The organism is Blattabacterium cuenoti (assembly GCF_014251995.1).
Taxonomy (GTDB): domain Bacteria; phylum Bacteroidota; class Bacteroidia; order Flavobacteriales; family Blattabacteriaceae; genus Blattabacterium; species Blattabacterium cuenoti_AE.
Window position 1 is genome coordinate 511,584 of sequence record NZ_CP059205.1, and the last position, 23,290, is coordinate 534,873.

The 23,290-nt window shown below is 24.7% G+C and carries 19 protein-coding genes; 11 read left to right on the forward strand and 8 right to left on the reverse strand.

The genetic code is table 11. The features are described from left to right. Window positions 1-87 precede the first annotated feature (87 nt). Window positions 88-315: a FeoA family protein gene (locus H0H51_RS02470; protein WP_185876736.1), complete on the forward strand. Its 228-nt coding sequence runs from the start codon at window positions 88-90 to the stop codon at window positions 313-315. Between the two features lie 3 nt (window positions 316-318). Beyond that, a complete protein-coding gene (feoB, locus tag H0H51_RS02475; RefSeq protein ID WP_185876737.1) occupies window positions 319-2,373 on the forward strand; it encodes a ferrous iron transport protein B in 2,055 nt (684 codons plus the stop codon). Window positions 2,374-2,528: 155 nt separating this feature from the next. On the opposite strand, the gene H0H51_RS02480 is transcribed toward feoB, so the two are convergent. After that, complete coding sequence (locus H0H51_RS02480; protein WP_185876738.1) at window positions 2,529-3,515, reverse strand: D-alanine--D-alanine ligase; 987 nt, start codon at window positions 3,513-3,515, stop codon at window positions 2,529-2,531. Between the two features lie 81 nt (window positions 3,516-3,596). On the opposite strand from H0H51_RS02480, the gene H0H51_RS02485 reads away from it, so the two are divergent. Further along, entirely contained in the window at window positions 3,597-4,439 is an 843-nt protein-coding gene (locus H0H51_RS02485) for a PASTA domain-containing protein (protein ID WP_185876739.1), read from the forward strand. Then, the gene (locus tag H0H51_RS02490; RefSeq protein ID WP_185876740.1) at window positions 4,432-5,454 is read left to right on the forward strand and encodes an RluA family pseudouridine synthase; all 1,023 of its coding nucleotides are present in this window, start codon (window positions 4,432-4,434) and stop codon (window positions 5,452-5,454) included. Before H0H51_RS02485 ends, H0H51_RS02490 begins: the two co-directional genes overlap by 8 nt. Here the strand turns inward: H0H51_RS02490 and mgtE are convergent. Continuing rightward, window positions 5,449-6,783, reverse strand: a complete 1,335-nt coding sequence (gene mgtE, locus H0H51_RS02495; protein WP_185876741.1) for a magnesium transporter — start codon at window positions 6,781-6,783, stop codon at window positions 5,449-5,451. The two genes, H0H51_RS02490 and mgtE, sit on opposite strands and share 6 nt — an antisense overlap. A gap of 195 nt (window positions 6,784-6,978) precedes the next feature. Between mgtE and leuS the strand changes: the two genes are divergently transcribed. The 6 genes from leuS (at window position 6,979) to rpoN (ending at window position 15,606) form a co-directional block, all read left to right on the forward strand. Then, entirely contained in the window at window positions 6,979-9,771 is a 2,793-nt protein-coding gene (gene leuS / locus H0H51_RS02500; protein ID WP_185876742.1) for a leucine--tRNA ligase, read from the forward strand. A gap of 150 nt (window positions 9,772-9,921) precedes the next feature. Continuing rightward, on the forward strand, window positions 9,922-11,352 hold the full coding sequence (locus H0H51_RS02505; protein ID WP_185876743.1) for a Glu/Leu/Phe/Val family dehydrogenase: 1,431 nt from the start codon (window positions 9,922-9,924) through the stop codon (window positions 11,350-11,352). A gap of 60 nt (window positions 11,353-11,412) precedes the next feature. Further along, entirely contained in the window at window positions 11,413-12,150 is a 738-nt protein-coding gene (pyrH, locus tag H0H51_RS02510) for a UMP kinase (RefSeq protein ID WP_185876744.1), read from the forward strand. 4 nt (window positions 12,151-12,154) lie between these two features. Continuing rightward, complete coding sequence (gene frr / locus H0H51_RS02515; protein WP_185876745.1) at window positions 12,155-12,709, forward strand: ribosome recycling factor; 555 nt, start codon at window positions 12,155-12,157, stop codon at window positions 12,707-12,709. Further along, the gene (gene asnS, locus H0H51_RS02520; RefSeq protein WP_185876746.1) at window positions 12,709-14,118 is read left to right on the forward strand and encodes an asparagine--tRNA ligase; all 1,410 of its coding nucleotides are present in this window, start codon (window positions 12,709-12,711) and stop codon (window positions 14,116-14,118) included. The genes frr and asnS overlap by 1 nt, the downstream gene beginning before the upstream one ends. A gap of 18 nt (window positions 14,119-14,136) precedes the next feature. Beyond that, entirely contained in the window at window positions 14,137-15,606 is a 1,470-nt protein-coding gene (rpoN, locus tag H0H51_RS02525) for an RNA polymerase factor sigma-54 (RefSeq protein WP_185876747.1), read from the forward strand. Here the strand turns inward: rpoN and H0H51_RS02530 are convergent. The 6 genes from H0H51_RS02530 to H0H51_RS02555 all read right to left on the reverse strand — a co-directional run bounded on the left by H0H51_RS02530 (window position 15,601) and on the right by H0H51_RS02555 (window position 22,427). Next, window positions 15,601-16,965, reverse strand: coding sequence for an aldehyde dehydrogenase family protein (locus H0H51_RS02530; protein WP_185876748.1), 1,365 nt, complete (start codon window positions 16,963-16,965; stop codon window positions 15,601-15,603). The genes rpoN and H0H51_RS02530 overlap by 6 nt on opposite strands. 9 nt (window positions 16,966-16,974) lie before the next feature. Further along, a complete protein-coding gene (locus H0H51_RS02535; protein WP_238784223.1) occupies window positions 16,975-17,427 on the reverse strand; it encodes a SufE family protein in 453 nt (150 codons plus the stop codon). Between the two features lie 34 nt (window positions 17,428-17,461). Next, a complete protein-coding gene (metE, locus tag H0H51_RS02540) occupies window positions 17,462-19,765 on the reverse strand; it encodes a 5-methyltetrahydropteroyltriglutamate--homocysteine S-methyltransferase (protein ID WP_185876749.1) in 2,304 nt (767 codons plus the stop codon). Window positions 19,766-19,836: 71 nt separating this feature from the next. Further along, window positions 19,837-21,024 carry a putative sugar nucleotidyl transferase gene (locus H0H51_RS02545; protein WP_185876750.1) on the reverse strand — a complete coding sequence of 396 codons (1,188 nt, stop codon included), beginning with the start codon at window positions 21,022-21,024 and terminating at the stop codon, window positions 19,837-19,839. A gap of 32 nt (window positions 21,025-21,056) precedes the next feature. Next, window positions 21,057-21,311: a type B 50S ribosomal protein L31 gene (locus H0H51_RS02550; protein WP_185876751.1), complete on the reverse strand. Its 255-nt coding sequence runs from the start codon at window positions 21,309-21,311 to the stop codon at window positions 21,057-21,059. Window positions 21,312-21,326: 15 nt separating this feature from the next. Beyond that, window positions 21,327-22,427 (reverse strand): 3-oxoacyl-ACP synthase III family protein, encoded by a 1,101-nt coding sequence (locus H0H51_RS02555; RefSeq protein ID WP_185876752.1) that lies wholly within the window; start codon window positions 22,425-22,427, stop codon window positions 21,327-21,329. Between the two features lie 127 nt (window positions 22,428-22,554). Here H0H51_RS02555 and ubiE point away from each other — a divergent pair, with 127 nt between their 5' ends. Further along, window positions 22,555-23,280, forward strand: coding sequence for a bifunctional demethylmenaquinone methyltransferase/2-methoxy-6-polyprenyl-1,4-benzoquinol methylase UbiE (gene ubiE, locus H0H51_RS02560; protein ID WP_185876753.1), 726 nt, complete (start codon window positions 22,555-22,557; stop codon window positions 23,278-23,280). The last annotated feature ends 10 nt before the right edge of the window (window positions 23,281-23,290 follow it).

Here is a 23,290-nt window from a genome sequence, read left to right on the forward strand (position 1 = left end):
TAAAAATAAAAAAGATAAATTTAAATTTTTATTCTTTATTTTTTATTATTACAACAATTATTTTTTATTACAATAAATATATAAAATTTGAATTTATCCAATCTTAAAAGAGGAGAAAAAGGAATTATTAAAGGATATAAATATAACGAAAATTTTCCTGTTAAGTTGTTAGAATTAGGAATATTACCTGGTGTGAAAGTTGAAATTATTTTTGTTTCTATTTTCTGTGATCCACTATGTATAAGTTATAATGAAACTTTCTTGGCTTTACGTAAAAAGGAAGCGGAGAACATCATAATAAAACCTATTAAATAAATAATGCAAAAAAAAATAATAAAATTAGCACTTATTGGAAATCCCAATGTAGGAAAAACTTCTTTATTTAATAAATTAACTGGACTTAATCAAAAAATAGGAAATTATTTAGGAGTTACGGTAGAAAAAAAAGTAGGATATTTTTTTCATGAAAGAACATTGTATCAGATTATAGATCTTCCAGGAGTTTATAGCATATATCCTTCATCTGAAGATGAAGAAATAGTCAGAAAATTACTTAACAATACAGATGATATAGATTATCCGGATAAAATTATAGTTGTAGCTGATTCTTCTAATATAAAGAAAAGCCTTCTTTTATTTAGACAAATTCAAGATTTAGGTTTTCCTGTTTTATTTGTATTAAATATGTTAGATGAAGCAAAAAAAAAAGGATTATTTATTAATATAAAAAAATTAAAAAAATTTCTTAAAACGGAAATTGTTTTCACTAATGCAAGAAAGGGTGTGGGATTAGAAATGATTAAAAAAAAAGTCAAAGATTTAAATAGACAAAAAAAATTAGATTTTTTTAATTTAGGATTTCGTTATTCTTTTGCTGTTAATGAAATAAAAAAAATTTATAAAGTAAATACTTATAAAGCTTGGTATTATTTAGCTTATGATGGAAAATATTTGAAAAAACGTCATGATATCAATAATGTAAAAATAAAATATAATATTTCATCAAAAAGATTGCAAATAAAAGAAATTGTAAATAGATATGAAGAAATTGAAAAAATTATTTCTAAAACAGTTTATAGATTAACATCGGATAAAGAAAAAAATTATTTAGAATTTTCAAAAAAAATAGATAAAAACTTAATTGTTCATCCTTTTTGGGGTTATTTTATTTTCTTTTTTCTACTTTTTTTCATTTTTCAATGTGTTTTCTTTTGGACAGATCCACCTAAAAAATTCATAGAATTTTTTTTTTCTTTAATTCAAAAAAAATTAGAGAATTTTTATCCAGGCCCTTTAAATGATTTTTTATTAAAAGGAATATTACCTGGGATTAGTACTGTTATTTCTTTTATTCCACAAATTTTTATTTTATTATTTTTTCTTCTTCTTATGGAAGAAAGTGGTTATATAAGTAGAGTGACTTTTTTAATGGATCGAATTATGAGACCTTTTGGATTAAATGGAAAGAGTGTTGTCCCTTTTATATCTAGTATATCTTGTGCTATTCCAGCTATTATGTCAGCTAGACATATTGAAAACCCTAGAGATCGTTTAATTACTATTTTAGCTACTCCTTTTATGACTTGTTCTGCAAGATTACCTATTTATACCTTAATTATATCTATAATAATCCCGAATTATAAATGGTGCTTTATTCAATTAAGAGGAGCAGTTCTTATGATTATGTATTTATTAGGAGTTTTTTCTTCGTTAAGTGTATCAATGATTTTACATAAATTTTTGAGAAAAGATTATAAAAGCCATCTTATTATGGAAATCCCCACCTATAAAGTTCCCATATTCACAAATATATTTGTTTCTTTATGGATAAATATTAAATCCTTTATTTTCAATACAGGAAGAATAATTATATTAGTTAATGTGTTAATTTGGGTTTTAGGTACTTTTGGTCCATCGGAAAATATTTCACATCAAAAATCATTCATTTTAACGAAATACATTAAAAAAAAAGAATTACCTCACTCGTATCTAGGATTAATTGGAAAATCAATAGAACCTATTATTTATCCATTAGGATATGATTGGAAAATTGGAATAGGATTATTATCTTCTCTTTTAGCTAGAGAAGTTTTTATAAGTACAATGGATTCCATATATATAATGGATGCTATGTCTAAAAAAAATAACTCTTTAGAAGAGAAAATTTCTTATAAAAAAAATAGAGAACCTATTTATAATTTAGCAACAGGAATTTCCTTACTTTTTTTCTATGCATTTTCTATGCAGTGTATGAGCACTTTAGTTACAATAAAAAAAGAAACAAAATCTTGGAAATGGCCAATAGTACAATTTTTATTCATGAGCATATTAGCTTATATGACTTCATTTTTCGTATATCAAATATTTAAATAATCAAAATAATAAAATGTATTTATTTTTTCAATATTTAGTAATAGGAATATCGTTCTTATATTCAATTGTTTTTTTAATCAAAAAAATGTTGATTTTTTTTCATAAAAAAAAATTTTTTTGTAAAAAAAAATGTAATTGCAAATTTACAATAATCTTTATAATCCTTCATTCATTTTTTTGATAGAGAAATTAATATACTTTTTGAGTAAATCGGAAAAAGATATTCCAGCTGTTTTCAATTGTTTTGGAAAAATACTCTCTTCTGAAAGACCAGGAATAGTATTTATTTCTAAAAAATAAGGTTCTTCATTAACTATAATATATTCAGCTCGAGATATCCCTGATAAGTTTAGACAACTATATACCTTTTTTGAAACTTCTTGTATTTTATTTTTAATTATTGGTAGTAATTTTGCTGGAGTTATTTCTTGGGATTTTCCAGAATATTTTGATTCAAAATCAAAAAAATCATTTTGACTAATTATTTCTGTTATAGGTAATACAATAATTTCGTCTCCAAATGAAAAAACTCCTACTGACACTTCTCTACCTTCAAGAAAAGATTCAAAAATAATTTCTTGATCTTCTTCAAAAGCTTTTTCTAATGCATTAGATAAATCTTTCTTTTTATAAACTTTACTAATTCCGAAACTTGATCCAGATCGATTAGGTTTAACAAAACAAGGAAGTCCTATTTTCTTTATAATTTCTTCTTCACAAAAAGTTTCATTTTTATTTAGAAAATAAGATTTAGCTGTATTAATTCCAAAATGTTTTAATAAAGTTAAGCAATATTTTTTATTAAAAGTCATATTAGAATGGTGAAAATCACATCCTGTATAAGGAATGTTTAATAATTCAAAATAAGCAGACATCATACCATCTTCTCCTGGAGATCCATGAATAGCATTGAAAACACAATCAAAATGTATACGTTGTTTTTCTATTTTAATAGAAAAATTACGTCTGTCAACAGGATATTTTTTTTTTTCTTTCATGAAAAACCATTCCTCTTTAAGAATATAAATTTGATAAGGATTAAACTCTTTTCTACACAAATTTTCATAAACCATTTTTCCACTTTTCATTGAAATTTCAGATTCTTTTGTATATCCACCTGTGATTATTGCAATATTTTTCATGATTTTACCTTTATTTTTATTTTACTGTTTTTTAATTTCATACCTACAAACATAATTTTTATATTTAAAAAATATTTTTTCATGAATTATTCAAAATATTTTATAATATTTATTATTAACTTTTTGATTTCCATATTTATTCTATATAAAATCGCTCATTTTGCATTAAAATGGACCGATATCTATACAAAACATGGTTCTTACGTAATAGTTCCTAACTTACGTTATATGACCTTATCTCAGGCTACATCTATTCTTAAAAAACTAGGATTGAAATATGATATAGATACATCATATTATGATCCTAATTTAGAAAAAAATAGGATAATTTCCTTTTCACCAGAATCCGGCGATCATGTAAAAGAAGGTAGACATGTTTACTTAAAAGTTAATTTTAAGTCAAAATTAAAAAATCGTACAGTATTACCAAATATTATAAATAAAAATAAATCTTTTGCGATAAAACTACTGAATTCTAATCATATTCTTATTAAAGAAATCAAATATATCAATGATATATCTAAAAATATTGTTTTAAAAGTTTTTTACAAAAACAAATTAATCCAATCTGGATTTATTTTTCCTTCTAATGAAGAAGGAATAACTTTGATAATTGGAAAAGGATATGAAAAAAATAATTTAGTCGTTCCAAATGTGATGGGAATGTCATTGCATGATGCAAATTTTACTTTAAAAACAAATTTTTTTCATGTTATTAATTATTATTATGACCATCCAATTATAGATCCCGAAAAAAATGCAAAAGTATATCGACAAAATCCTTCTCCTGGAGAAATTCGGGAAAAGAATAAACCTGTTGAATTATGGCTAACTTCAAAAAAAGTGTTAGATAATCTGATGGATGAAGAAAAAGGTTTTAACAAAAAAACAGAAGAAAAAAATACTATAATATCTAATGAATGAATCTACATCAATTACAATTATTGCAGGTAATAACCAAAAAGAAATTCGAATTGATAAATTTTTAAAAGAACATATTAAAAATATTAGTAGAAACGAAATTCAAAAACACACGAATTCAGGAAAAATTTTAGTAAACAAAAAAATTGTAAAAAAAAATTATAAAGTAAAACCATTGGATTTTATTCAAGCAAAAATTTTTAAACCTCCCATTTTAGATTTCTTAAAATATGAAAATATTAATGCAGAAAAAATAAAAATAAATATTATTCATGAAGATGAAGATATTATTGTGATAAATAAACCTGCAGGAATGGTAGTTCATCCTGGATTCGGAAACGAAACAGGAACATTAATTCATGGAATTAAATATCATTTCTTAAACTCAAAGCTAAATGATTTTAACTTATATAGATGTGGTTTAGTCCATAGATTAGATAAAAATACATCAGGTTTATTAGTCTTAGCTAAGAATGAATATTCACAAAAACATTTATCTCAACAATTTTATTCCAGAACTATTAAAAGAAAGTACATTGCTTTAGCATGGGGAGATTTATTAGAAAATAAAGGAACTATAACCGGATTTATTGGACGAGATCCTAAAAATAGAAAAAAAATGAAAATTTTAGAAGAAATTTACCAAAATAAAGGTAAATATTCTGTAACAGAGTATAAAGTATTGGAAAGATTTAAATATGTAACATATGTCTCTTGTAAAATAAAAACAGGAAAAACACATCAAATAAGAGTCCATTTTAAACATTTGGGACATCCATTATTTCATGATTCAACTTATGGAGGAAATAAAATTTTTATGAAAAAAAAATGTTCAAATAAAAATATAAAATATCTAAACAATTGTTTAAAGATCTTAAAAAGACAAGCTTTACATGCTATTTCTCTTTCTTTCATTCATCCTAGGAAAGAAAGTATAAAATGTCATTTTATCTGTCCAATTCCTGAGGAATTTAAAAAAGTTCTAGAAATTTGTAGAAATACTTTTCCACATTCATAATAAAGTTCCACGTAAAAAAATATAAGACATAGAAAAATATATGATTAATCCAATAACGTCAACTAATGTTGCAACAAAAGGTGCAGAAGAACTAGCGGGATTTCCTCTAAATTTTTTAATTATAAAAGGTAACATAGAACCACTCAAAGTTCCCCATAAAACTACTCCAATTAAAGAAAAAAAAATAGTTACTCCAACTAATATCCAATGAGGTCCATAATTAAATAAATTAAGATTATGCCAAGCTACTACTCGTATAAATCCAGTTAATCCTAAAATTCCTCCTAAAAAAAAACCACAAATAATCTCTCTTCGCATAACTATCCACCAGTCTTTTATTTTCACTTCTCTCAAAGCCATTGCTTGAATAACTAAACTAGCAGCTTGCGAACCACTATTACCTCCACTAGAAACGACTAATGGTATAAATAAAACAAGAACTACTGCTTTTTCAAGTGTATTTGAAAAATTTTGCATAACTGTTGTGGTTAACATTTCTCCTATAAATAGTAAAATTAACCAAACTGCCCTTTTTTTAATCAACCTATATAATGATTCATTTAAATATGATTTATTTGATTCTTTTTTCTTCATGTAATAATTTTCATTCAAAAAAAGTAAAATATCATTCACTGTTACTATTCCAAGTAAAAATTTTTGATTATCAACAACTGGTATTGAAATTCTATTATTAATAGTAAAAAATTTAACGGCTTTTTTTTCTGTATCTTTAAGATTTAAAAAAATGGTAGATTTATTATTTATCAAATTAGATATTTCTATTTTTGGATTTACTAAAAATAGTTCTCCAATTTTTATGTCATTTATCAATTTTCCTTTTTGATCAACTACGTACAAAACTTCTATTATATTTTCATTTTTTATTTCTTTTCTTTGTATATAATCTAAAACTTTTTGTATTTTCCAATTTTTTGGAACAGAAATATAATATGGAATAATAAAACGTCCTATACTATTTTTTGGATATCCTAATGAAATTAGTATTTTGTATCTTTCTTCTGGATTTAAATACTTGATTAAATTTTTTAATATTCTCTCAGGAAGTTTCTTTAAAAAAGAAAGACGATCATCTATTGGTAATTTATTCAAAAGTTTCATTTTTTTAACTGAAGGTAATTTTTCTATAATTTTTTTTTTTACAGAAAAATTTAATTCATTAAAAACAGAAATTGCCTTGCATAATTTTAATAAATTAAATATTTTGATAACATCATTTGGATGGTTATGGATAATTTTTATTAAACTACTAATAGTTTGACTATTGATAAATTCATCATTATTTAAATAATCTTGGTGTTCATTAAACATTTTATTCTTTGTTTGTACCTTTTTTAACTATTTATTATAATAGCATTTCAATTTGATGTGATTATAGTGATTATATATAATTACGTGCGATGGATTACTTTTAGAAGTTGTGTTGTAAAACGTATATATAGAAGTTACGTAACCATTGCAATTATTCTATTCATTATTCATTCTATAAATAAAATTTAAATAAAAATGGAATATAATTTTAAAGAAATAGAAAAACGTTGGCAAAAATATTGGAAAAAACATAATATTTTTTATGTAAAAGAAAATGAAAAAAAGAAAAAATTTTATATTTTAAATATGTTTCCTTATCCTTCTGGAGAAGGGCTTCATGTAGGACATTGTTTAGGTTATATTGCTTCAGATATTTATGCAAGATATAAACGTGTAGAAGGATATAACGTTTTAAATCCAATGGGATTTGATTCTTTTGGATTACCCGCAGAACAATATGCAATTCAAACAGGAAACCATCCTTCAGATACTACTTTAAAAAATTCTCAAAAGTATCAAATTCAAATGAATAAAATAGGGATTTCTTTTGATTGGAATCGTAAACTATATACTAGTTCCCCCAATTATTATCATTGGACTCAATGGATGTTTATTCAAATTTTTAATTCTTGGTATGATAAAAATTGTAAAAAAGCTAAACCTATAGAAATTCTAGTAGAAGAATTTAATAAAAATGGAAATTTTTTTGTAAATGCAAGTACTTCTTATAAAAAGAAATTTAATTCAAAAGAGTGGAATGATTTCAATTCTTTTGAAAAGGAAACTATTCTTTTAGATTATCGTTTAGCCTTTTTGTGTAAAAATATAGTCAATTGGTGTCCAGATTTAGGAACTGTTTTAGCCAATGATGAAATTAAAAATGGAAAAAGTCAAAGAGGAGGATATCCAGTATATAAAAAAAACATGTTACAATGGCACATAAGAATTAGTGCATATGCAGAAAGACTTATAAAAGGTCTAAATTTAGTTGAATGTTCTCAATCTCTCAAAAGATTACAGATTAATTGGATAGGAAAATCAATAAAATTTTTTGTCACATTAAATGTTGTATACAACAATGAAAAAATAAAAAAAATAAAATTTTTTCTTTTTTGTCCAGAAATGATATTTGGAGTAACTTTTGTTATTTTATCTCCAGATCATCCAATAGTAAATGAAATTAGTGTTGATTCTCATAAAAAAAACGTTTCAAAATACTTGAAAAACAATTCTTTTTTTAAGGAAGAAGAAGAAAAAGTTTCTGGAGTTTTTACAGGAAACTATATTTTCCATCCTTTTCTCAAAAAAAAAATTCCTATTTATATTAGTAATTCTTTTTTTGTAAAGAATGATATAATAAAATCTATTGTAGGAATACCTGGACACGAAAAAAAAAGTAATAATTTTGCTAAGAAATTTAGATTAGAAATTATTAAAGTATACAAAAAAAATATAAATAATAATGAAATTTGTACTAATTCTGATCTATTAAATGGATTAAACCTAAAAGAAGCAAGAAAAAAAATTACAAAAATATTAATAGAAAAAAATATAGGAGAGGAAAACACGTATTACAAAATACGTGATGCCATTTTTTCTAGACAAAGATATTGGGGAGAACCAATTCCTATTTATTTTAAAAAAAAAATTCCAAGAACAATTCCTGTAAATAAGTTACCTATCATCTTGCCCAAGGTAAATAATTATCATCCAAAAAATGGAAAATCTTCATTAACAAGAGTAAAAAATTGGGCTTGGGATGAAAAAAATATGAAAATAGTTTCAAATACATTGATCGACCATAAAAATATATTTCCGATGGAAATTAATACAATGCCAAGTTGGGCTGGATCTAGTTGGTATTTTCTTAGATATATGGATGTTCATAATCATCAATTTTTTCTTGATAAAAAAAAAGAAAATTACTGGAAAAATGTTGATTTGTATATTGGAGGATCTGAACATAGTACAGGGCATTTGATTTACGCTAGATTTTGGCATAAATTTTTAAAAGATAGAGGTTGGATTACAACTGAAGAACCTTTCAAAAAAATATTAAACCAAGGAATGATACTTAGTTATTCTGCTTCTATAATAAAAATCATAGGAGAAAATACTTTTATTTCTTATGGATTACTAAAAAAAAGTATTAATAAAAATATTTCTTTTCAAGAAATTTATGTAGATCTTTCCTTAATTAAAGGAAATAACGAATTAGATATAAAAAAATTTAAAAAAAATAAACCAGAATTTTGCACTTTTAACTTTTTATTAGAAAAAGGAATATTTATATGTAAAAGAAAATTGGAAAAAATGTCCAAATCTAAATTGAATGTTATAAACCCTGATAAAATATGTGATAAATATGGATCAGATGTATTTAGAATATATGAAATGTTTTTAGGCCCTATTACCCAATCAAAACCTTGGAATGATGAGAAAATAAAAGGAATGAAAAATTTTATAAAAAAATTATGGTCTTTGTTTCATAAAGAAAATAATTTTCAAATTAGTGAAATAAATCCGACTCTAAAAGAATTACAAATTTTGCATTCTACTATAAAAGAAGTAAAAAATAAAATAAATTCTTTTTCTTTAAATACATCCATTAGTTCATTGATGGTTTTCGTAAATAAACTAATTGCGCTAAGATGCAATAAAAGAAAAATATTAGAGCCTATGGTTCAACTAATGGCACCATTCTCTCCTCACATAGCCGAAGAATTATGGAATAAATTGGGGAAAAAAAAATCTATCATAAACTATCCCATTCCTATTGTGAATTCAAAATATTTAATAAATAAAATAACGTATCCAATTATGTTTAATGGAAAATTAAAGTTTTTAGAACAATTTGATTCTAACATTTCAACCAAAGAATTAAAAAATAAAATCTTAAATCATTCAAAAACGAAATTCTTATTAAAGGATAAAATAATTAAAAAATTAATTATAGTTCCCAAAAAAATAATAAATATTTTAATATGATTATACTCGATTTATATCGAAAAGTATCTAAACATAATATATTTATGTATTAAAATTTCTACATAAAATGTAGATTTGTATCCTAATATATAATTGATATCACATCTTATATTTCTAAAAAAAAACTAAAAAATGTGTAAAAACTTTTTTATGTCAAAAAAAAATCAAGACAAACCTGTTAAAAACAGTTTCTTTAATTGTATAGAAAAAAATTTTGACAAAGCTGAACGATTTCTTTCTATTGAAAAAGGCCTCTTGGAGCAGATTAAATCTTGTAATGCTGTATACCGTATGAATTTCCCTGTAAAAATAGGAAAGGAAATTAAAGTTATTGAGGCTTATCGAGTTCAACATTCTCATCATAAACTCCCTTGTAAGGGAGGAATTAGGTATAGTATTAAGGTCAATCAAGATGAAATCATGACGTTATCAGCTTTAATGACTTACAAATGTGCTATAGTTGATGTTCCTTTTGGTGGAGCAAAAGGAGGAATCAAAATTGATCCACAAGCTGTATCGGAAGAAGATATAGAAAAAATAACTCGTCGTTATACTTCTGAATTAATTAAAAAAAATTTCATAGGTCCAGGAATTGATGTTCCTGCTCCTGATTATGGAACTGGAGAAAGAGAAATGAGTTGGATTTTTGATACTTTTTTATCTGTTTGTCCTAAAGATGTAGATGCATTAGCCTGTGTCACCGGAAAACCGGTTTCTCAAGGAGGAGTTAGAGGTAGAAAAGAAGCAACAGGATTAGGAGTATTTTATGGAATTAGAGAATTATGTCGAATGAAAGAAGATATGTCTTCTATAGGGCTTGACGTTGGGTTAGTGGGGAAAAAAATTATAATACAAGGGTTGGGAAATGTTGGCTATCATGCTGCTACTTTTTTTCATGAAGCTGGAGCCATTATTGTAGCTTTAGCGGAAAGAGAAGGAGCTATTTATAATCAAAAAGGATTAAATGTTTCCGATGTTATTTTACATTTAAAAAAAACTGGATCCATATTAAATTTTCCAGGAGCAAAAAATATTGAAAATACAGAAACTGCTTTAGAATTGGAATGCGATATTTTAATTCCTGCAGCATTGGAAAATGTAATTCATAAAAATAATGCAAATCGTATTAAGGCTAAAATAATTGGAGAAGCTGCAAATGGACCTATTACTCCAGAAGCAGATGAAATATTAGAAAAAAAGGGAATTATTGTAGTTCCTGATATTTATCTTAATGCAGGAGGTGTTACCGTTTCTTATTTTGAATGGCTTAAAAATTTAAGCCATGTTCGTTATGGAAGAATGGAAAAAAGATTTAGTGAAAATATGAATGCAGAATTATTACAGGTTATTGAAACTGTTTGCAAAAACAAAATTCCAAAGGAAGAAAAAAAAATCATATTAAAAGGACCAAATGAAATAGATTTAGTACGAAGTGGATTAGAAGATACAATGATTAGTGGATTTCATAAAATTCTCGATATAAAGAAATCGTCGAAAATAGAGAATTTACGTACCTCTGCATTTGTACTTGCTATAAATAAAATTGTAGATTCTTATGAAAAATTAGGAATTTTTCCATAATATCCTTATTTCTTAAAATAAAGAAATTCTAAAAAATATACTTTCAATAAATATATTTTCATGAAGTACAAAAGATCATTATTGAAATTAAGTGGAGAAGCTTTAATGGGGAACAACGAATTTGGACTTCATTCTACCCGTCTTCAACAATATGCAGAAGAAGTCAAAAAAGTAGTAGATATGGGAGCTCAAGTAGCTATAGTAATTGGAGGAGGTAATATATTTAGAGGATTTTCTAGAATAAAGGAAAAAACAATAAATGGTATAAATCGGATAGATCGTATAGAAGGAGATTATATGGGAATGTTAGCCACTGTCATTAATGGAATAGCTTTTCAATCATATTTAGGAAATGTAGGAATATGCTCTTATATTCAAACAGCTATTAGAATGGATCAAATAGCAGAACCTTTTGGTAAAGAAAGAGCAATTCATCATCTTGAAAAGGGTAGAGTAGTAATATTTGTAGCGGGATTAGGAAATCCTTATTTCACTACAGATACAGCTGCAGTTTTACGAGCTATAGAAATAAAAGCTGATATTTTACTAAAAGGAACTAGAGTTGACGGAATCTATACTACGGATCCAGAAAAAGATAAATATGCAAAAAAAATTAAAAGTATATCTTTTGACATGGCATATCAAATGGGAATAAAAGTAATGGATCAAACTGCATTCATTTTAGGAAATGAAAATAATTTACCAATTATTATTTTTGATATCAACAGAAAAGGTAATTTTAAAAAAGTGATTTCTGGAGAAGAAATAGGAACTTTGGTTTCTAAATTAGAAAAATAAAATTATGGACGAATTAAAAAACATTTTTTTTTCTTGTAAAAAGGACATGGAAAAAATTTTGAAGCAATTAAAAGAAGAAATACATCGTATTCGATTTGGAAGTAAATCCATATCTTCTATTTTAGAAAAAATAAAAATAAAATGTTATGGAAGGTATCAAAATCTTATAGAAATCGCCAGCATTTCTATTGTAGATAATATGAATATTATTATTCGTCCTTGGGATCGTTCCATTATAGCACATATAGATAAAGCTATTATAGATTCTAATTTAGGATTCGTTCCTACTAATAAAGGAGAATCTATTCATATACGATTACCAATTATAACAGAAGAAGGAAGAAAAAATTTGATGAAAAAAGTTAAAGTTAAAATCGAACATGCAAAAATACTTATAAGAAATATACGAAAGAAAAATAATCAACAAATAAGAAAATTAAAAGTATCTGAAGATTTTTCTAAATCAGGAGAAATTAAGATACAGAAAATCACAAGTGAATATATAAAAAAAATAGAAGATTTTTTTCTTCAAAAAGAAGAAGAAATAATGAGAATATAATGATAAAAAAATATTCTATTAAAGAATTATTAAATAAAGAAAAGTATTTTATAAATAAAAAAGTATTAGTTGAAGGATGGGTACGTTCTTTCCGTTATTCTATCTTTATTACCATAAATGATGGATCTACAATTAAAAACTTACAAATTATTTTATCCGAAAAATTAGAAAAAAAAATATCTAAAAAAATAACAATTGGAACCTCAATTAGAGTTGTAGGAATTATAATAAAAAGTATAGGTGAAAAACAATATATAGAATTGAAGTCTTCAGATATTCTCATATATGGATCTACAGATCCATCTATTATCCAAAAATCAATTTTACAACCAAAAAGACATAGTTTCGAAAAACTTCGAGAACAAGCTCATTTACGTTTCAAGACAAATATTTTTGGTTGTGTCATGAGAATACGTCATCATATAGCTTTTTGTATACATAAATATTTTCATGATCGTGGTTTTTTTTATCTTCATACTCCAATAATTACAACTTCAAATTGCGAAGGTAGTGGAAAGATGTTTCAAATTACTACTATGGATTTAAAAAAAAGTCCAATAGACTATGAAAAAGATTTTTTTAAATGCAAAACTTATTTAAGTGTATCTGGACAATTGGAAGCAGAAACAGCTGCTTTGGGTTTAGGTAAAGTTTATACATTTGGTCCTGTATTTCGTGCAGAAAATTCTAATACATCACGACACTTATCAGAATTTTGGATGATAGAACCAGAAATCGCTTTTTATCATTTGAATGATAATATTAATTTGGCAGAAGATTTTTTAAAATTCATTATTAAATATGTTGTTGATAAAAATCTAGAAGATTTGTCATTTTTAAACGAATACTTAGAAAAGTATAAAAATAATAAGAAAGAACACCTTTTAGAAAGATTATACCTTGTATTGAAATTTCCATTTAAGAGAATCAGCTATACAGAAGCTATAGAAATTCTTATTAAAGAAGAAAAAAAACAAAGTACAAAATTTTTTCACCCAATTTCTTGGGGGATGGATTTACAATCGGAACATGAACAATATTTAGTAAATAAATATTTTAAAATTCCTGTTGTCATATTTGATTATCCTTCTTGTATTAAAGCTTTCTATATGCGTATTAATAATGATGAAAAAACAGTTAGAGCTATGGATATTTTATTTCCAGATATAGGAGAAATTATTGGAGGATCTCAAAGAGAAGAACGTTATGAAATATTATTGCAACGAATAAAAGATACAAATACAGATAAAAATAAACTTTGGTGGTATTTGGACACACGTCGTTTTGGATCCGCTCCTCATAGTGGGTTTGGATTAGGATTTGATCGTTTAGTCCAATTTATCACAGGAATGAACAATATTCGTGATGTTATTCCATTTCCTAGAACTCCAAATAATGCAGAGTTTTAAAACATATTTCGTTTTTTTATGTTAAAACAGCAATTAGCACAAAAAGAACAACATAAACTTTCTCCACAACAAATTAAACTAATGAAATTAGTTCAATTATCTACTTTTGATTTTGAACAAAGAGTTCAACAAGAATTAGAAGAAAATCCGGCATTAGAAGAGGAAAATTATTATGATTTAAAAAAAGAATATTCAGAATCCGAAACTTTAGAAAATGATTTCGATCTTTCAAAAGATCAAAATAAAACTATAAACAACTCTGAATATGAACAATATCTTAGTAATAATGATGAAGTTGAAGATTCCCGAATTAATCACAAAATTTCTCCTTTTGAGAAACAAATTCCTATTATTTCTGGAATTTCTTTTCAAGAATATTTAAAAAATCAATTACATACTTTTCATTTAGATGAAAAAGACCTTCTAATAGCAGATTTTATATTAGGAAATATAGACGATGACGGTTATATAAGAAGAAAAGTATCATCTATGGTTGATGATATTTTTTTGATACTTGGAATATCTGTTACAGAAAAAAAATTAGAAAAATTAATTGTAAAATACATACAAAAATTAGACCCTGTAGGTATAGGTGCTAGAAACTTACAAGAATGTTTACTAATTCAATTAGAAAAAAAAAAAATAACGAAAGAAGTTATTTTATCTAAACAAATTATTCAATCAAATTTTGAATTGTTTGTAAAAAAACATTATCAGAAAATACAAAAAAAATTAGGTATAACGAAAAAAGATTTGAGAAAGTCTATTTTTCAAATAAAAAAATTAAATCCGAAACCTGGTAGAGGGTGTTCAGAAAATACAAAAAATTTAAATTATATTATACCAGATTTTACTATTTTTATTTCAGATAATAACAAATTAGAACTTTCTTTAAATCAAAAGAATATTCCAGACTTAAAAGTTTCATCTTCGTATTTAGACATGCTAAAGTCTTACAAAGACTCCAAAGAGAAAAATTTAAAAAATAAAGAGGAAACCATTCTATTTTTAAAACATAAGATTGATTCTGCAAAATGGTTTGTAGACGCAATAAAAAAACGTCAAAATACTTTGTTATTAACAATGAACGCTATTATGAATTATCAAAAAGAATATTTTTTAACTGGGGATGTAGTTAAAATAAAACCTATGATTTTAAAAAATATTTCTCAAAAAATTGGCGTAGGAATTTCTACAGTTTCACGTGTAGCTAATAGTAAATATGTCAATACACCATATGGAACTTTTTTAATTAAAAGTTTTTTTTCTGAAAAAATGAAAAATAAAGAAGGAGAAGATATTTCTTCTATTGAAATAAAGAAGTTTTTAAAAGAATATATTTATAATGAAAATAAAAAAAAACCTTTTACTGATGAAGAATTATCAAAAATACTCAAAAAAAAAGGTTACTTAATAGCTAGAAGAACAGTATCTAAATATAGAGATCAAATGAATATTCCTGTCGCAAGAATGCGTAAAAATTTATAATTTTTTCATAATTATTGTTTTCCAATTGGAAAATTCTTTTATGGACAAAATAGATAATTCTCTACCATATCCAGATTTTTTTACCCCTCCAAAAGGAAAACGAACATCTGATTTAACCATTTCATTAATAAACACCATTCCAGTATTTATTTTTTTTGATAATCTCTCCGCTTTTTCTAAATCTTCTGTCCAAATAGATGCCCCTAATCCATAACATGTATTATTAACAATGTCAGAAATTTCTTCTTCTTTATAGAAGAGAGAAACTATTCCTATTGGACCAAAAATTTCTTCTTTTTTCATTATACAATTATTTGTATCAACTCTTAATAAAGAAGGAGAAAAAAAGTTATTTTTTCTATTAATTTCTAAACAAATTTTTCCTCCATTTGATATAATATTCTGATATTGAGAATATAATTTTTCGGATAAATCATGACGCGAAATATAACCTATTTTAGTAGATTCGTTATATAAGTCTCCCATTTTATATTTTTTCATTTCTTTAATAACTAAATCTATAAAATCATCAACTATAGATTGATCAATAATAAATCTTTTTGCGGATATACATGTTTGTCCTGTATTATTTAATCTAGATTCTGTTGCAATTTTTGCTATTTTTTCAATATTTTTAACATCTTTCATAACTACAAAGGCATCATTCCCCCCTAGTTCCAAAATAGATTTTTTAGTATACTTTCCAGACAATGATCCGATTATGCTTCCAGATAAAGAACTACCTGTAAATGTTACTCCTTGAATTACTGGATCTGCTATAACTAATTCTATTTTAGGAATGTCTATTAATAAAATTTGAAAAATCCCTTTAGGAAATCCAGATTTTGTAAAAATTTTTTCTAACATTAGACAACTACCTGCTGTATTAATAGCTGGTTTAATAAGAACTGCATTTCCTAATAATAAATTAGGAATAGTAGATCTTATGGTTTGCCAAACAGGATAATTCCATGGAACAATTCCTAAAATCCCCCCTATAGGTTCGAATATAACATAAGATTTTTCATATTCTTTTGTGGGAATATTTTGAAAAAATATGGAATTCTCCTTTAATTGAGAATAGTATTTACATAAATTTGAACTTTTATTCACCTCTAAACGAGATTGATGAATAGGCTTTCCCATTTCTTGGGTAATTAAACGAGATATAGTATTTATGTTTTCCTGTATACAAAAATATAATTTTTTCAAGCATTTAATTTTAGAATTAAAAGAATAATTTTTCCAATTTTTGTATGCATGATTAGCTATAAATAGTTTTTTTCTAAGATCCTTTTCAGATAAAAAGTAATAAGTTTTTAAAACTTTTTTATTTTCAGGATTAATAGTTTGAAACATTTCAATTTTTTATTTTCTCTTTTTATTATTTAATTCAATAGAAATTTTTGTATTAAAAGCCATAGCGTAAAATTTTATTTTCTTTAAAAATAAAAACATACCATTAGCTCTAATAGGAGATAAAAAAGTTTGAAATCCTATTTCATAAATAAAATTTGCATTTGAGTAAATAATTTCAAAAGGGAATACTCCTGAATACACATAAATCATAAGAGCAGCCATTCCTCTAGGTAACAAAGCATCACCATCCGCATCAAAAAAAATACGAGACTCCTTTATCTCAGCATCTAACCATATTCTTGATTGACATCCGTGAATCAATCTTTTATCTGATCTAAATTCATCCGATTTTTTTGATAAATTTCCTCCTAAATCTATCAAGTACTCATATTTTTCTTCCCAACTATTTAATTGATTAAATTCTTTTTTTATTGTTTCCTCTTTTTTCCGCAATGAAATCATTTCTTACCTTAATTTGTATAATACAAATATAAAATTAAGGAGATTGATTGTAAAGTTTTGTTCTCGCTATTTTTGCTGCTGATGTCATATTTTTTAAAGCTTTCAATACCTCTTCCCATTTTCTAGTTTTTAATCCACAATCTGGATTAATCCAAATATTTTTTATTGGTAATTCTTTTGAAGCTTTTTTTATTAAATCTAGAATTTCTTCTACGGAAGGTATTCTTGGAGAATGGATATCATATACTCCTGGACCAATCTCATTAGGATAAGAAAAAACAGAGAAAGCCTTTAATAATTCCATTTTTGATCTAGAAGTTTCCATAGTAATTACATCTGCATCCAGATTTGCTATTTTTTCTAAGAAATCATTAAATTCACTATAACACATATGTGTGTGAATTTGTGTTTCATCTTTTACTCCACTTGAAGAAATCAAAAAAGATTTAATAGCCCAATTAAAATAATATTCCCAATTCTTCTTTTTCAAAGGTAATCCTTCTCTAATAGCAGGTTCATCAATTTGAATTATCTGAATTCCAGACTTTTCTAAAGATAAAACTTCTTCTCTAATAGCCCAAGCGATTTGATAAGCAGTATGAGAAATAGGTTGATCATTTCTAACAAATGACCATTTTAAAATAGTAACTGGACCAGTCAACATTCCTTTCATTAATTTTTTTGTTTGAGATTGAGCAAAACATATCCAATCAACAGTCATATCTCCAGTTCTACTAACATCTCCATATATAATAGGAGGCTTTACACATCTACTGCCATAGCTTTGGACCCATCCATTATTAGTAGACATTATTCCATTTAATTTTTCTGAAAAATATTCTACCATATCACTTCTTTCAAACTCACCATGTACTAAAACATCTAACCCTATTTTTTCTTGTTTCTTAATAACGTCAATAATAAAATATTTTATCTTTTTATTGTACTCTTCTTTTGTTAATTCTTTTTTACGAAATTTATTTCGTAAACTACGTATTTCTTTTGTTTGAGGAAAAGACCCTATAGTAGTAGTTGGAAAAATAGGAAGATTAAATTTTTTTTTTTGTTTTTCTTGCCTGATATAAAAAGGATTTTTTCTTCGTATGTCTTCTTCTTTAATTTTTGTTGCTCTTTCTTTTATCTTTTTGTTATGAAAAATAGAAGAAATTTTAGATTGTTCTAATAAAGAAGAATTTTTTAATAAAATTTCTTTATTTCCTTTCAAAATAAGGTCTAAATCATTTAATTCATAAATTTTTTGTTTAGAAAAAGACATTATTTTTTTTACTTCTTTATGAAGGTTTTTTTCTTCTTCTATATCTATAGGAACATGCAAAAGAGAACAATTGGGTGCTATCATAACACGATCTTCTCCTATAAATTCTATTGTTTTTTTAATCTTATTAATTGAATCTGTATAATTATTTTTCCATATATTCCTTCCGTCAATGATTCCTAAGGATAAAATCATTTCTGATTCTTTTATAAAGTTTATAATTTTTTCCAATTGATTTGAATCTTCCACTAAATCTATATGTAAAGCTTTAACGAAAAAGCTTTTGAATAAAGATATATTATCTAAAATTCCATCAAAATAAGAAGTCAATAAAATATTAATATTTGAACAAGTTTTTGATATTTTTTTATAAGCATATTGAAAAGCTTCTTTTTCTTTTTTAGTCATATCTAAAACTAGAATAGGTTCATCTAATTGAATCCAGTTAATTCCTTTATCTATTAACTTATTAATAATTTTTATGTAAACAGTTACAAGATCTTCAATTAAGTCCATCCTATGAAAAGAATTATCTTTTTCTTTTCCTAAAAAAAGATAAGAAATAGGTCCTATCAATACAGGTTTTATTTTTTTTATTGATTTTAAAATCCTTTCTGATTCCTCTAATTCATCAAAAATTTTATTTGAAAAAATAGAAAATTTTTGATTTTTATTAAATTCTGGTACTATATAATGATAATTAGTATTAAACCATTTTGTCATTTCCAATGCTTTGATATCCCACTTATTTTTTTGAAATCCTCTAGCCATAGAAAAATACAAATCAATACGATTTTTAATCATTGGTATAGAAAGATAAGATTCAGGTATAACTCCTAATAAAAAAGACATATCTAAAACTTGATCATAAAAACTAAAATCATTACATGGGATTAAATCTAAATTTGCTAATTCTTGAGTTTTCCAATTTTCTTCCCTTATCTTTTTTCCTACTTCAAATAAAGTATGTGAATCAATTTTATTGGTCCAGTAAAGTTCACAAGCTTTCTTTAATTCTCTTTTTACTCCTATACGAGGATATCCTAAATTATGTTTCAGCATATTAATTATCTTTATCTTAATTCTCTATCTACTAAATAAATTATTTTTACTTTATTTTGATTTTCAAAATATTAAATATCCAATAATGGATACAAATATTCTAAAATTTTTTTGTCTAAAATAGAAAAACAAATATTTCTTCTTTTCATCATAATATCAGCAGTTTCACAAACTCTTTGAAATGGTATTTTTTTTCTATTCTGAATTCCACCTAAAGAAAAAGAAGGAATATATCTAGGAGGAAATCCATATCCGAAAATGCTAGTGCTAACTCCTATTATTGTAGCTGTATTAAATTGAGTATTTATTCCAGATTTAGAATGATCCCCCATAATTACCCCTAAAAACTGCATATCTACAGGAATAAAATCTCTTTTTTCATAATTCCAAACTGTTACTTTACGGTAATCATTTCTTAAATTAGAAACATTGGTTCCAGCTCCTAAATTACACCATTCTCCTAAAATAGAATTCCCTAAAAATCCATCGTGAGCTTTATTAGAATAAGAAAAAATTACAGAATTAATAATTTCTCCACCTATTTTACAAAAATGTCCAATAGTAGTTCCACCATATATTTTAGTTCCCATATTTAAAATGGTATTTCTACCAATAAATACCGGACCTCTTATTAAAGTTCCTTCCATTATTTCCACCCCTTTCTCAATATATATTGGCCCTAAATTAGCATTTAACACAACATTATTTGTTTCTATATTTTCTTCCAGAAAAATTTTTTCTTTGCAAAGAACATAATTTCCGCCTAATAAAGAAAAAGATTTTTTTCCTTTTGTAAAAAAAAGAAAATCTTTATTTAATATTGTTTCATTATTCATGAAAATATCCCATGGATTTTGTATATGAATAATATTTTTAATATTATATCTTTTTTTAAAAGAAATTAAATTTTCTGTTTTCTCATAACAGGAAAAAAAGTCTTTTTTAAAGGCTATGATTTTTTCTTCAAAAAAAATTGCTTCATTTTTTTCTAATGAAAAAATCATTTGAATTAATTCTTCATTTGGAAGATATGCAGAATTTATCAATAATACATTTTCTAAAAATAACTGATCATTTATTAATGAATACTTCTTTGAAAGAAATGGATGTGTAATGATTCCACAAGATTTTTTTCCAATATATTTTTCCCATCTTTCTTTTATAGTAAATAATCCTAAACGAATTTCTGATACAGGTCTGGTAAGTGTTATAGGAAATAAATTTTTCCATTCTATTCCATCATACAATATGAAATTCATATTATTAAGTATATGTTATACTCTTTTTTAAACTAAAACTTTTTATATTTTTCATATTTTTTCTTGAATCGTTCGGCTGGTCCTGTTTTCCCTAAAAATCTTTTTTCTCCAGTAAAAAATGGATGTGAATAACTAGATATCTCCATTTTATATAATGGATAACTTAGTCCATTTATTTTAATAGAATCTTTAGTTTTTACTGTTGATCTACAAATCAGAATTTTATCATTATTAATATCTTTAAAAACAACAGATCTATAATTTTCCGGATGTATTTTATTTTTCATAATAATATTAATTTATCATAAACTTTTTTTTGGAAAACGGTAAATCATTCCATTAATATTCATTCCTGCACCTAAAGATACCATTAATATTGTATCTCCGGGACTTATTTTATGAGGCAACATTTTACCTTGAAGTATTAAATCTAATAAAGTAGGAACAGTAGCTACGGAAGAATTTCCAAATTTTTTTATAGTCATAGGCATAATTTTAGAAATCCTTTTATTAAAGGATGCACAACTATAATTATACAATTTCAATAATCTTTTTAAGATTGCATAATCCATTTTTGCATTAGCTTGATGAATAAGAATTTTTTTTATATCTCTCAAATGTAAATTCTCATGATCAAGTATATTTTTTAACATATTTGGAACTTCTGTCAATGCATATTCATAAATTCTTCTTCCATTCATTCTAATATGAATTAAAGATTTTTTATAATTCGGATTTAAAGAAGGTCCATTAGTCAAATAATATATTTCATCGTTATTATTACATTGAGTATCACAATAAATTATACCATTTTTTTCTGAATCTTCTATAGCTGACAAAACAACAGCTCCAGCACCATCAGAAAAAATCATGGAATTTCTATCATGTGGATCTATAACTTTTGATAAAGTTTCAGATCCAGTAATTAATATATTTTTAGCATATTTAGATCTCAAAAGTTGATCGGCAAGAATCATTCCTTCTATCCATCCTGGACAACCAAAAATCATGTCGTATGGTCTGCATTTTTTATTTTTAATTTGAAGTTTATTCTTTATTCTAGTAGCTAGAGATGGCATTAAATCAGATTGATAAGAAATAGGATGAATATCTCCATAATTATGAGCCGATATAATATAATCTATTTTTTCTTTATAAATTTTAGAATTAATCAGAGCCCTTTTCGCTGCAATTGCTGCAATGTCAGAATTCAATAATTTTTGATTTAAATATCTTCTTTCCTCTATCTCTGTGATTTTTTGAAATTTTTTAATAATTTCTTCATTAGATTTATCAAGTTTTAATCCTTTTTTATTATAAAATTTATTCTTAAAAAAATGATCATTCTTTATAATCTTATTTGGTAAATAATGTCCAGTTCCTGTAATTATTGATCGGATCATTTATGTTATTATATAATCAAAATATGTAATAATTGATTAAAAAAATAAAATTAAGAAACGATTTCCATTTCTCTTTATTTATAATTTAAAGTAAATTATGCATATATACTACATACATTAATAAATAATGAATAAATACTCTTTTTCTTTAAAAGAAAAAAAAATAAAAAATATGTTTAATCATATTGCGTGTAAATATGATTTGATTAACCACATTATTTCTTTTGGAATTGATTTTTTTTGGAGAAAAAAAATAGTTTATCTCCTAGATAAATTCAATAAAAAAAAAACGAAAAATATACTTGATTTAGCTACTGGAACTGGAGATTTAGCCATTTTGTTAGCAAAAAAATTTAATAAAGCAAAAATTACAGGATTAGATCCATCTGAAAAAATGCTAAAAAAATCCGAAGAAAAAATAAAAAATAATTCTTTAGGTAAAAAAATTAAATTAATTCAAGGATACTCTCAAAATATTCCATTTAAAAATGAAACTTTTGATATGGTAACTATCTCTTTTGGAATAAGGAATTTTCAAAATATTGATTTATCAATTAGAGAAATATATAGAGTACTTAAACCTTTTGGTTTATTAGGAATTTTAGAGTTTTCTAGACCATCTAATTCTTTCATAAGAAAAATTTATGAAATATATTCGCACATTCTTATGAAAATAGGAGGAATGTTATCAAAAAATTACTTTGCTTATAATTATTTAGTCAAATCTATTCAACTATTTCCTTATTATGGAAATATAATGAATAATCTTATAAAGAATTACAAATTCGATATGATTTGCACAAAAAAATTAACATTTAAAATTGTTTCCATTTATTTATTTACAAAGAGATAGAAAAAGTAAT

Bases quoted from the DNA above. Each gene is read 5' to 3' on its own strand.
- feoB (WP_185876737.1), top strand. From the start codon at position 319: ATGCAAAAAAAAATAATAAAATTAGCACTTATTGGAAATCCCAATGTA.
- H0H51_RS02480 (WP_185876738.1), bottom strand. From the start codon at position 3,515: ATGAAAAATATTGCAATAATCACAGGTGGATATACAAAAGAATCTGAA.
- H0H51_RS02485 (WP_185876739.1), top strand. From the start codon at position 3,597: ATGAATTATTCAAAATATTTTATAATATTTATTATTAACTTTTTGATT.
- H0H51_RS02490 (WP_185876740.1), top strand. From the start codon at position 4,432: ATGAATGAATCTACATCAATTACAATTATTGCAGGTAATAACCAAAAA.
- mgtE (WP_185876741.1), bottom strand. From the start codon at position 6,783: ATGTTTAATGAACACCAAGATTATTTAAATAATGATGAATTTATCAAT.
- leuS (WP_185876742.1), top strand. From the start codon at position 6,979: ATGGAATATAATTTTAAAGAAATAGAAAAACGTTGGCAAAAATATTGG.
- H0H51_RS02505 (WP_185876743.1), top strand. From the start codon at position 9,922: ATGTCAAAAAAAAATCAAGACAAACCTGTTAAAAACAGTTTCTTTAAT.
- pyrH (WP_185876744.1), top strand. From the start codon at position 11,413: ATGAAGTACAAAAGATCATTATTGAAATTAAGTGGAGAAGCTTTAATG.
- frr (WP_185876745.1), top strand. From the start codon at position 12,155: ATGGACGAATTAAAAAACATTTTTTTTTCTTGTAAAAAGGACATGGAA.
- asnS (WP_185876746.1), top strand. From the start codon at position 12,709: ATGATAAAAAAATATTCTATTAAAGAATTATTAAATAAAGAAAAGTAT.
- rpoN (WP_185876747.1), top strand. From the start codon at position 14,137: ATGTTAAAACAGCAATTAGCACAAAAAGAACAACATAAACTTTCTCCA.
- H0H51_RS02530 (WP_185876748.1), bottom strand. From the start codon at position 16,965: ATGTTTCAAACTATTAATCCTGAAAATAAAAAAGTTTTAAAAACTTAT.
- H0H51_RS02535 (WP_238784223.1), bottom strand. From the start codon at position 17,427: ATGATTTCATTGCGGAAAAAAGAGGAAACAATAAAAAAAGAATTTAAT.
- metE (WP_185876749.1), bottom strand. From the start codon at position 19,765: ATGCTGAAACATAATTTAGGATATCCTCGTATAGGAGTAAAAAGAGAA.
- H0H51_RS02545 (WP_185876750.1), bottom strand. From the start codon at position 21,024: ATGAATTTCATATTGTATGATGGAATAGAATGGAAAAATTTATTTCCT.
- H0H51_RS02550 (WP_185876751.1), bottom strand. From the start codon at position 21,311: ATGAAAAATAAAATACATCCGGAAAATTATAGATCTGTTGTTTTTAAA.
- H0H51_RS02555 (WP_185876752.1), bottom strand. From the start codon at position 22,427: ATGATCCGATCAATAATTACAGGAACTGGACATTATTTACCAAATAAG.
- ubiE (WP_185876753.1), top strand. From the start codon at position 22,555: ATGAATAAATACTCTTTTTCTTTAAAAGAAAAAAAAATAAAAAATATG.